Below are 10,388 nucleotides of genomic sequence, written 5' to 3'. Positions count from 1 at the left end.
AGTAATTAATCCAATATAAATGATTATCTACATTGACAAACTTAAGAGAATTCTATTATATTTAGTCATATAATACATTAAATCAATGACGGAACAAGTACGTTACAGTCCATTTATAGAGAGAAGCTTCCATATGGCTGAAAGAAGCTTTAAATGAAGGGTAACAGAAAGCTAATCCTGAGAGCAGCTAATCACTGCCGTCTTGCCACGTTACGGCACCATGAGGTGATGAATTGATTGTTATTGTAATCAATTCATAATTAGGGTGGTATCGCGAGTTAACTCTCGTCCCTTTTATAGGGACGGGAGTTTTTTATATTTAAGGAGGAAAATACAATGAAACAACTAACAGGCGCACAAATTCGTCAAATGTTTTTAGACTTTTTCCAAGAAAAAGGACATGCAGTAGAACCTAGTGCATCACTAGTTCCGCATGAAGATCCATCTCTTCTATGGATTAATAGTGGTGTAGCTACATTAAAAAAATATTTTGATGGACGTGTAATCCCACAAAATCCACGTATTACAAATGCTCAAAAATCAATTCGTACAAACGATATTGAAAACGTAGGGAAAACAGCTCGTCACCATACATTCTTTGAAATGTTAGGAAATTTCTCAATTGGTGATTACTTCAAAGAAGAAGCAATTACATGGGCTTGGGAATTCTTAACGAGCGACAAATGGATCGGATTCGATAAAGAATTACTATCAGTTACAATCCATCCAGAAGATGAAGAAGCATTCACAATTTGGAATGAGAAAATGGGCGTTCCAAAAGAGCGTATTATTCGCTTAGAAGAAAACTTCTGGGATATCGGTGAAGGACCAAGTGGACCGAATACAGAGATTTTCTATGACCGTGGAGAAGCTTACGGTAATGACTTTAGTGACCCAGAATTATATCCAGGCGGAGAAAACGAGCGTTACTTAGAAGTATGGAACCTTGTATTCTCTCAATTTAACCATAATCCAGACGGTTCATATACACCACTTCCTAAGAAAAACATCGATACAGGGATGGGTCTAGAGCGTATGACATCTATCGTTCAAGATGTGCCTACAAACTTCGATACAGACCTATTCATGCCGATGATTGGTGCAACAGAAACAATTTCTGGTGAAAAATATCGTAATGGCGATTTAGAAAAAGATATGGCATTCAAAGTAATTGCTGACCATATCCGTACAGTAACATTCGCTGTTGGTGACGGTGCTCTTCCATCTAACGAAGGCCGTGGTTATGTATTACGTCGTTTATTACGCCGCGCTGTTCGTTATTCGAAGAAATTAAACATCAATCGTCCATTTATGTTTGAATTAGTACCGGTTGTTGGAGAAGTAATGAAAGACTTCTATCCAGAAGTACTTGAAAAGAAAGATTTCATTGCGAAAGTTGTGAAGAACGAAGAAGAGCGTTTCCATGAAACACTTCATGATGGTGAAGCGATTTTAGCTGAAGTAATTGCAAAAGCAAAAGAAGAAAAAACAACTGTTATTTCTGGAGTAGATGCGTTCCGTCTATATGACACATACGGTTTCCCAATTGAATTAACAGAAGAATATGCAGAAGAAGCTGGCATGACAGTTGATCATGAAGGCTTTGAAAATGAAATGGAAAAACAACGTGAGCGTGCACGTGCTGCTCGTCAAGACGTTGATTCTATGCAAGTTCAAGGTGGTGTCCTTGGAGAAATTAAAGTAGCGAGCGAATTCGTTGGTTACGGTACAGTTGCAACAGAAAGTAACGTTGTTGCACTTGTGAAAAATGGCGAATACACAGACAGCTTACAAGCTGGTGAAGAAGGACAGTTAATTCTTGATGTAACACCATTCTATGCTGAGAGCGGTGGACAAATTGCAGACCGTGGTTACCTTCTTGCTGATGGCGTGAAAGTTCTTGTAAAAGACGTACAAAAAGCACCAAACGGCCAAAACTTGCATAAAGTTGTTGTTGAAGAAGGAACATTAACGAAAGATGCGGCTGTAAAAGCTATTATCGATACGAAAAATCGTAGTAGCGTTGTAAAAAATCACACAGCAACTCATTTACTACATCAAGCATTAAAAGACGTACTTGGAACACACGTTAACCAAGCAGGTTCTCTTGTAACTTCTGAACGTCTACGCTTTGACTTCTCTCACTTCGGTCAAGTACAAGCTGACGAATTAGAAAAAATTGAGCGTATGGTAAACGAGAAAATTTGGGAAAGTATTGATGTTGAGATTTCTCAAAAAGCAATCGAAGAAGCGAAAGAAATGGGTGCAATGGCATTATTCGGTGAAAAATACGGTGATGTTGTACGCGTTGTACAAGTTGGCGATTACAGCTTAGAGCTTTGCGGCGGTTGTCACGTTGATAACACAGCTTCTATCGGTATTTTCAAAATCGTTGCTGAGTCTGGTATCGGTGCAGGAACTCGTCGTATTGAAGCAGTAACTGGTAAGTCTGCATACGAATTAATGAACGATCAAGTAGGTTTATTAAAAGAAGCAGCAGGAAAAATGAAAACAAATCCGAAAGATATTTTAACAAGAGTTGATGGTCTATTTGCTGAAGTGAAACAACTGCAAAAAGAAAATGAATCTCTTGCTGCGAAATTAAGCAATATCGAAGCTGGAAACTTAACTGATTCTGTAATGACAGTTGATGGTGTGAATGTATTAGCAGCGAAAGTAAATGTTGCAGATATGAATAACTTACGTACGATGATGGATGATCTGAAAAATAAATTAGAGTCAGCAGTTGTTGTATTAGCGTCTGTTAATGACGATAAAGTAAACATCCTAGCAGGTGTAACGAAAGACTTAATTAGCCAAGGTTACCATGCTGGTAAACTTGTGAAAGAAGTAGCTTCTCGTTGCGGCGGTGGCGGTGGCGGCCGTCCTGATATGGCACAAGCAGGCGGTAAAAACCCAGCTCAAGTCGAAGAAGCTTTAGCATTTGTACAAGAGTACGTTAAATCTGTTTCAAAATAAAGAGATAGTAGTGTACAATGGTAGGGAGAGGAGAAGTTCTTCTCCCTATACTTACTATATAAGTGAGGTGCTTGAAATGGACGGTTTTGATAAAACAATGAAGTTTAGCATTCAAGATGAAAAACAGAGTGTCCATGTAAATGATGTACTTTTAACTGTGTATGATGCACTTCAAGAAAAAGGCTATAATCCGATTAACCAAATCGTCGGTTATTTATTAAGTGGAGACCCAGCATACATACCTCGCCATAAAGATGCACGTAGCATCATTCGCAAGCTTGAACGTGATGAGTTAATTGAAGAGCTTGTGAAGTCTTACTTGAAACATCATCGTGAGGAGTAGTTTATGCGGATATTAGGTTTAGATGTAGGTACAAAAACAGTCGGAGTTGCAATTAGCGACGAAATGGGCTGGACAGCACAAGGATTAGAAACAATTAAGATTAACGAAGAACGAGGTCACTTTGGTTTTGATCGTATTTCTGAGTTAGTAAAGCAGTACAATGTGGACAAGATAGTAGTAGGTTTACCTAAAAATATGAATGGTACAATTGGCCCGCGTGGTGAAGCGTGCCAACAATTTGCAGAAAACCTACGAGAGCTGTTACAATTAGACGTTGTAATGTGGGACGAGCGTTTGTCAACAATGGCAGCGGAACGTCTGCTCATTTCAGCCGATGTAAGCCGTAAGAAGCGAAAGCAAGTAATTGATAAGATGGCTGCAGTCGTAATCTTACAAGGATTTTTAGATAGTAAATAAGAGGTGACCAAAATGGAAGAAAATCAAATTACAATTGTAGACGAAAAAGGTAACGAACATTTATGTGAAATTATTTTCACTTTTGACGCTGAAAAATTTGGAAAAAAATCATACGTAGTCTTCTCTCCAATCGGTGAAGTAGACGAAGATGGAGACCAAATTTATGATGCAATGGCTTATGAGCAAAATGAAGAAGAGGGCGGAACTTTACTTCCAATCGAATCTGAAGAAGAGTGGGAAATGGTACAAGAAATGTTCAACACTCTAGCTGATGAGCAAGAAGCTGAATAATAAGTACTGAAAAGATGGACGACATACAGTCCATCTTTTTTTGTATTTATATGTAAAATGAAAGATTTTTTGTCGAAACTGTGTAAGTCTTTGTAGTATAATGAGACGGATTGTAGAAAAATAAAGTGTCAATTAAAAAAGATAAGTGAATTTTTAGCGTTTTTACATCGTGCTGTATAGAAAGGTGTACATACGGTCTACAATTAAGTAAGGAGGAAATGTTTTGATAGAGAATCAAGTGAAAAAGAAGCGTAGACGCATCTTTTTATTTTCGATTATTGCACTGCTTTTAGTTTGTGGTTCAGTCTATGCGTATATTTCATCCGCATTAGGACCAGTTGATAGCGGGAATAAAAAAGAGATTGAAGTAGAAATTCCGAAAGGATCATCTACAAGTAAAATTGGAGAAATTTTAGAAGAAAAAGGCGCTGTAAAAAACGGTACAGTTTTTAGTTTTTATACAAAGGCTAAATCGAAAAGTTTACAAGCAGGTACATATTTATTAAATCCTTCAATGAATGCTGAAGGTGTGATCGAACAAATGTCATCTGGCAATGTGCATCGTCCGGCTCTTTATAAAGTGACGATTAAAGAAGGGGCGCAAGTAACTGAAATTGCAGAAACGATTGCGACAGAACTAAAGTGGAATAAAGATGATGTTACGCGTCAATTAAACGATAAAGCATTTATTCAAAAAATGCAGCAAAAGTATCCGAAGTTATTAACGGATAAAATCTTTGATAGCAATATTAAATACCCATTAGAAGGTTATTTATATCCTGCAACGTATTCGTTTTATAAGAAAGATACGACGTTAGAAGAAATTGTAATTCCAATGCTTGAGAAAACAAATGCAATCATTGTTCAAAATGAGGCGAAAATGAAAGCGAAGAATTGGGATGTTCATCAGCTTTTAACATTATCTTCACTTATTGAAGAAGAGGCAACTGGTTTTACAGATCGTCAAAAGATCTCTAGTGTCTTTTATAATCGTTTAGCAAAAGGTATGCCGCTTCAAACGGATCCAACGGTATTATATGCACTTGGAAAGCATAAACAACGTGTATTATACGAAGATTTAAAGGTCAACTCACCGTACAATACGTATGTTGTAAAAGGATTACCGGTAGGGCCGATCGCAAACTCTGGTAAACATTCAGTAGAAGCTGCGTTAGAACCTGCGCAAACAGATTATTATTATTTCTTAGCTGCACCAAGTGGTGAAGTGTACTATGCGAAAACATTAGAAGAGCATAATGCATTAAAGCAAAAATACATTACGAAAAAATAGTGAAATGGGGAGGGATAGCGAAAAAAGTCGCACATCCCTCTTTTTTGTGGTAAAATATATCGGGTTAAAAACTGGCAGAAGAATCGTTTTTAATATCAAAACGGGACGTACAAGCTAAGGATAAAGCTGGCTTGTATTTTTATTGCATTCTATGTGTGAAAAGACGTCATAGAGGCACTTCTCCATGTAAATAAGGAGGACCATTTATGGAGGATGCAGTTAACGAGTACCTATTATCATTTATTGATCCGAAAGATAAATTAATTCTTGAAATGGAAGAATATGCAACAGAAAATCATGTGCCGATTATGGATCGACTTGGAATGGAATTTATGCTGCAATTTTTACGTTTAATTGGACCGAAAAGCATTTTAGAACTTGGAACAGCAATCGGTTATTCTAGTATTCGTATGATGCAAGCTATTCCAAATTCACGTATTGTGACAGTTGAGCGCAATCGTGAGCGATATGAAAAAGCACTTGAATATATAGAACGTTCCCCAGTAACAGATCGTATTTCAGTTATTTACGGTGATGCGTTAGAGACAGGTGAACAAGTAAAAGAACACGGGACATTTGACGTTATTTTTATTGATGCAGCAAAAGGACAGTATCGTCGCTTTTTTGACTTATATGAACCGTTATTAAATCCTGGTGGCGTAATTATTTCAGATAATGTTATGTACCACGGTCTTGTAACGACAAAAGAGAAAATTGAAAACAGACGTACACGTGGTTTAATCCGTCGTATTAAGACGTACAATGAGTGGCTTATGAACCATGAAGGATATGATACAACGATTTTCCCAATTGGTGATGGAGTAGCTGTTAGTAAAAAGAGAGGGTGACCAAGGTATGAAGAAACCTGAATTGTTAGTAACGCCAAGAGCGGTGGCGGATATCGAACAACTTGCGAAAGCAGGAGCAGATGCGGTAATGATCGGTGAGCAAAAGTTTGGTTTACGTTTAGCAGGGGAGTTTTCACGTGAAGATGTAAAACAAGCTGTGAAGATTGCACATGAAAATGGTGTGAAAGTATACGTAGCCATGAACGCTATGTTCCACAACGATAAAGTAGAAGAATTAACAGATTACGTTTCATTTTTAAACGAAGTAAATGTAGATGCAATTGTTTTCGGAGATCCAGCGGTATTAATGGCTGTTCGTGAAGTAGCACCAAATATGCAGTTGCACTGGAATACAGAAACGACAGCAACAAACTGGTTCACTTGTAATTACTGGGGACAAAGAGGATCAAAGCGTGCTGTATTAGCTCGTGAGCTTAGCTTAGATGAAATTGTTGATTTAAAAGAAAATGCTGAAGTGGAACTGGAAGTACAAATTCACGGTATGACTTGTATGTTCCAATCAAAGCGTTCATTAGTAGGAAACTACTTTGAGTATCAAGGACGTAATCTTGACATTGAAAAGAAAAAATATGAAGAGAATATGTTCTTATATGACCCAGAGCGTAACAATAAATATCCAATTTATGAAGATGAAAATGGTACTCACATTATGAGTCCGAACGACATTTGTTTCATCGATGAATTAGAGGAACTAATCGATGCTGAAGTTGATAGCTTAAAAATCGACGGTGTACTAAAAAGCTCTGAATACATTATTGAAGTAACGAAGAAATATCGTCAAGCGATTGATTTATGCATAGAAGATCGTGATGCATATTATGACGTGAAAGATGATCTATATAAAGAAATAGAAGAAATGCAACCAGTAAATCGTCCGTTAGATACAGGATTCTTCTTTAAAGAAACGGTTTACTAAACGAGGAGGGTGTAGGAAATGACTGTACAAGAAATTTCACGAGTGATCGATGGCAAACGTGTTATTGTGAAGAAACCTGAACTGTTAATCCCTGCGGGTAACTTAGAAAAATTAAAAGTAGCTATCCATTACGGGGCAGATGCTGTATATTTAGGTGGACAAGAATTTGGTCTTCGTTCGAATGCAGGTAACTTTACGCTAGAAGAAATGGCAGAAGGCGTTGAGTTTGCAAAGAAGTATGGAGCAAAAATATACGTAACAACAAATATCTTTGCACATAATGAAAATATGGACGGGCTAGAGGAATATTTAAAAGGGATTGAAAAAGCTGGCGTAACGGGAATTATCGTTGCTGATCCGCTTATCATTGAGACTTGTAAACGCGTAGCGCCTTCTGTTGAGGTGCATTTAAGCACACAGCAATCACTATCCAACTGGAAAGCAGCACAGTATTGGAAAGAAGAAGGTTTACATCGTCTTGTATTAGCTCGTGAAGCAAGCTATGAAGAAATGAAAGAAATTAAAGAAAAAGTGGATATTGAAATTGAAGCGTTCGTCCATGGTGCAATGTGTATCGCATATTCAGGAAGATGTACATTAAGTAACCATATGACAGCGCGTGATTCTAATCGTGGTGGTTGTTGCCAATCTTGCCGCTGGGATTATGATTTAGTTCAAACAGTATCACAACATAAAGATGCAAAAGAGCTTCCTCTATTCCAAGAAGGAGATGCTCACTTTGCGATGAGTCCAAAAGATTTAAATTTAATTTTATCAATTCCAAAAATGATTGAAATCGGAATCGATAGCTTAAAGGTAGAAGGACGTATGAAATCAATCCATTACGTAGCGACTGTAGCAACTGTATATCGTAAAGTAATTGATGCGTATTGTGCGGATCCAGATAACTTTGAGTTTAAACAAGAATGGTTAGATGAGCTTGATAAATGTGCAAATCGTGATACAGCTCCTGCATTCTTTGAAGGGGTTCCAGGACATCAAGAGCAAATGTTTGGAAATCATAGTAAGAAAACAACGTATGATTTTGCTGGTTTAGTGTTAGATTATAATGAAGAAACGGGCATCGTAACGATTGAGCAACGTAATCATTTCAAACCAGGACATGAAGTGGAGTTCTTTGGACCAGAAATAGAAAACTTTACGCAAACGGTGGAGAAAATTTGGGATGAGGATGGAAACGAATTAGATGCAGCGAGACATCCGTTGCAAATCGTGAAATTCAAAGTGGATCAACGAGTGTATGTGAATAATATGATGCGCAAAAGCATACTTCAATAAGAAAGAGTGATAGTCGAATGGGGACGAATAAGCCTGTTGTAATTGGAATTGCTGGTGGTTCGGGATCAGGTAAAACGAGTGTAACGAAAGCGATTTTTGACCATTTTAAAGGTCATTCTATTTTAATCTTAGAGCAAGATTATTATTACAAAGATCAAAGCCATTTACCAATGGAAGAGCGTTTAAAAACAAATTATGATCATCCGCTTGCGTTTGATAATGATCTGTTAATTGAACATTTGCAGCAGTTGCTTGCATATGAGCAAATTGATAAGCCTGTATATGACTATACATTGCATACGCGTTCAGAAGAAATTATTCCGGTTGAGCCGAAAGATGTAATTATTTTAGAAGGAATTCTTATTTTAGAAGACCCACGTCTTTGCGAGTTAATGGACATTAAATTATTCGTTGATACGGATGCTGACCTTCGTATTCTGCGCCGCATGCAACGTGATATTAAAGAGCGCGGTCGTACGATGGATTCTGTTATCGATCAGTACGTAAATGTTGTACGTCCAATGCACAATCAATTTATTGAGCCTTCTAAGAAATTTGCGGATATTATTATCCCTGAAGGTGGACAAAACCACGTTGCAATTGATATTATGGTGACAAAAATTGCAACAATTCTTGAACAAAAAGTAAATTTGTAATAGCATAGTAAAAGATATACGGTAGGAAGGGATTTTTTCCCTTCTTATCGAATACAATGAAACATGCAACCTCATCTATATATAGGTGAGGGCATATTTATATCAACTTTCCATACATATCTTCTTTATATAAAGAAGAATTGGAAATACGGGGTTGTATGTGACAACTCCGCTAGTGCAAGGGTACTAGAAACCTCCGCTAACAATGGAAGCGGAGGAGTTTTCATATGGAACTCCTCTTTTTTTTCGGGGGATTGGTATATAAAAGGAGTGGAAAATATGTCAACAGAAAAAACATACCCTATGACGCAAGAGGGTAAGCAAAAATTAGAGAACGAACTTGAGCAATTAAAAACAGTAAGACGTAAAGAAGTAGTAGAACGTATTAAAATCGCACGTAGCTTCGGGGATCTTTCTGAGAACTCTGAGTACGATGCAGCGAAAGATGAGCAAGCGTTCGTAGAAGGACGTATTACACAATTAGAAAATATGATTCGTAACGCAGTTATCATTAAAGATACTGGCGAAGTATCTACTGTTGTTACATTAGGTAAAACAGTAACATTTAAAGAATTACCAAACGGAGATGAAGAAGCGTATACAATCGTAGGTAGCGCGGAAGCTGATCCATTCGAAGGAAGAATTTCTAACGATTCTCCAATCGCAAAAAGCTTATTAGGTAAGCAAATTGGTGAGAAAGTAACAATCCAAACACCAGGCGGAGAAATGCAAGTAGAGATTGTCTCTGTAAAATAAAAAAAAGATTCTCCTATCGGGAGAATCTTTTTTTTATCCCGCTATTTGCCAGACAGTAAGACCACCATCTCAAAATTCAGCGGAAGCAAAGAAGTTAGGTGGGCGTCGGACTGCTCGTAAACGCCCGCTTGGTGAGGGCTAATTAAAGTTTCTTTTTATCTGTAGAATAGAAAAATTTGTGTAAACCTTAGAGTGATTCGACAAAAAATGTCAAAAAAACATTTTAAGCTTTGATATCATAATTAGAGACCATAGTTTTTAAAAGGGAAAAGGGGCTAATTATGAAACATAAAATCTTTACAGGATTGGTTTGTAGTATCTCTATATTAGGACTTGCTGCATGCGGAACGAATGAAGAAACTACATCATCAAAGGGAGAAAAAGTAAAGCAAGAAGAAAAAAAGGATATTAAAGCAACTGAGAGTTCAAAAGCCTTAGAAAATCCACAAGATAAAAAGGAATTTAATGATTTTGATGTAGCGTATCAATTAGCAATTGTCATGAAAATATTTCAAGATGTAACGATTAAGTATGATTACGCAATTGGGAATCCAGATTATTTATTGCGAGA

10 protein-coding genes, 1 pseudogene and 1 other annotated feature are annotated in these 10,388 nt (G+C 37.2%); all 11 genes and pseudogenes read left to right on the top strand.

Annotated features, from left to right (window positions below; translation table 11 throughout):
- Positions 1 to 76 precede the first annotated feature (76 nt).
- Positions 77 to 296 (top strand) — a binding site (T-box leader).
- Between the two features lie 40 nt (positions 297 to 336).
- The gene (alaS, locus tag ACQGS6_RS17285) at positions 337 to 2,979 is read left to right on the top strand and encodes an alanine--tRNA ligase (protein ID WP_000811825.1); all 2,643 of its coding nucleotides are present in this window, start codon (positions 337 to 339) and stop codon (positions 2,977 to 2,979) included.
- Positions 2,980 to 3,055: 76 nt separating this feature from the next.
- Complete coding sequence (locus ACQGS6_RS17280) at positions 3,056 to 3,322, top strand: IreB family regulatory phosphoprotein (RefSeq protein ID WP_000348590.1); 267 nt, start codon at positions 3,056 to 3,058, stop codon at positions 3,320 to 3,322.
- Positions 3,323 to 3,325: 3 nt separating this feature from the next.
- Positions 3,326 to 3,739, top strand: coding sequence for a Holliday junction resolvase RuvX (gene ruvX, locus ACQGS6_RS17275; protein ID WP_001221193.1), 414 nt, complete (start codon positions 3,326 to 3,328; stop codon positions 3,737 to 3,739).
- A gap of 12 nt (positions 3,740 to 3,751) precedes the next feature.
- Positions 3,752 to 4,030 (top strand): DUF1292 domain-containing protein, encoded by a 279-nt coding sequence (locus tag ACQGS6_RS17270; RefSeq protein ID WP_000392247.1) that lies wholly within the window; start codon positions 3,752 to 3,754, stop codon positions 4,028 to 4,030.
- Positions 4,031 to 4,253: 223 nt separating this feature from the next.
- Positions 4,254 to 5,321, top strand: a complete 1,068-nt coding sequence (gene mltG / locus ACQGS6_RS17265) for an endolytic transglycosylase MltG (protein ID WP_426965351.1) — start codon at positions 4,254 to 4,256, stop codon at positions 5,319 to 5,321.
- Between the two features lie 206 nt (positions 5,322 to 5,527).
- Positions 5,528 to 6,169, top strand: a complete 642-nt coding sequence (locus tag ACQGS6_RS17260) for an O-methyltransferase (protein ID WP_000389102.1) — start codon at positions 5,528 to 5,530, stop codon at positions 6,167 to 6,169.
- A 7-nt stretch (positions 6,170 to 6,176) separates the two neighbouring features.
- Complete coding sequence (locus ACQGS6_RS17255; protein WP_242785109.1) at positions 6,177 to 7,106, top strand: peptidase U32 family protein; 930 nt, start codon at positions 6,177 to 6,179, stop codon at positions 7,104 to 7,106.
- 18 nt (positions 7,107 to 7,124) lie between these two features.
- Positions 7,125 to 8,405, top strand: coding sequence for a peptidase U32 family protein (locus ACQGS6_RS17250; RefSeq protein WP_000217974.1), 1,281 nt, complete (start codon positions 7,125 to 7,127; stop codon positions 8,403 to 8,405).
- 17 nt (positions 8,406 to 8,422) lie between these two features.
- Positions 8,423 to 9,061 (top strand): uridine kinase, encoded by a 639-nt coding sequence (gene udk, locus ACQGS6_RS17245; RefSeq protein ID WP_000537078.1) that lies wholly within the window; start codon positions 8,423 to 8,425, stop codon positions 9,059 to 9,061.
- Positions 9,062 to 9,340: 279 nt separating this feature from the next.
- Positions 9,341 to 9,817 carry a transcription elongation factor GreA gene (greA, locus tag ACQGS6_RS17240; protein ID WP_000102591.1) on the top strand — a complete coding sequence of 159 codons (477 nt, stop codon included), beginning with the start codon at positions 9,341 to 9,343 and terminating at the stop codon, positions 9,815 to 9,817.
- A 281-nt stretch (positions 9,818 to 10,098) separates the two neighbouring features.
- Positions 10,099 to 10,388 (top strand): annotated as a pseudogene (locus ACQGS6_RS17235) (hypothetical protein); the annotation flags it as partial.

It is taken from the genome of Bacillus sp. GMs2/2 (assembly GCF_050172095.1).
Taxonomy (GTDB): domain Bacteria; phylum Bacillota; class Bacilli; order Bacillales; family Bacillaceae_G; genus Bacillus_A; species Bacillus_A cereus.
Note: the sequence above shows the minus strand (reverse complement) of the source record. Positions and strands in the feature narration are given on the sequence as shown.

Bases quoted from the DNA above. Each gene is read 5' to 3' on its own strand.
- alaS (WP_000811825.1), top strand. From the start codon at position 337: ATGAAACAACTAACAGGCGCACAAATTCGTCAAATGTTTTTAGACTTT.
- ACQGS6_RS17280 (WP_000348590.1), top strand. From the start codon at position 3,056: ATGGACGGTTTTGATAAAACAATGAAGTTTAGCATTCAAGATGAAAAA.
- ruvX (WP_001221193.1), top strand. From the start codon at position 3,326: ATGCGGATATTAGGTTTAGATGTAGGTACAAAAACAGTCGGAGTTGCA.
- ACQGS6_RS17270 (WP_000392247.1), top strand. From the start codon at position 3,752: ATGGAAGAAAATCAAATTACAATTGTAGACGAAAAAGGTAACGAACAT.
- ACQGS6_RS17260 (WP_000389102.1), top strand. From the start codon at position 5,528: ATGGAGGATGCAGTTAACGAGTACCTATTATCATTTATTGATCCGAAA.
- ACQGS6_RS17255 (WP_242785109.1), top strand. From the start codon at position 6,177: ATGAAGAAACCTGAATTGTTAGTAACGCCAAGAGCGGTGGCGGATATC.
- ACQGS6_RS17250 (WP_000217974.1), top strand. From the start codon at position 7,125: ATGACTGTACAAGAAATTTCACGAGTGATCGATGGCAAACGTGTTATT.
- udk (WP_000537078.1), top strand. From the start codon at position 8,423: ATGGGGACGAATAAGCCTGTTGTAATTGGAATTGCTGGTGGTTCGGGA.
- greA (WP_000102591.1), top strand. From the start codon at position 9,341: ATGTCAACAGAAAAAACATACCCTATGACGCAAGAGGGTAAGCAAAAA.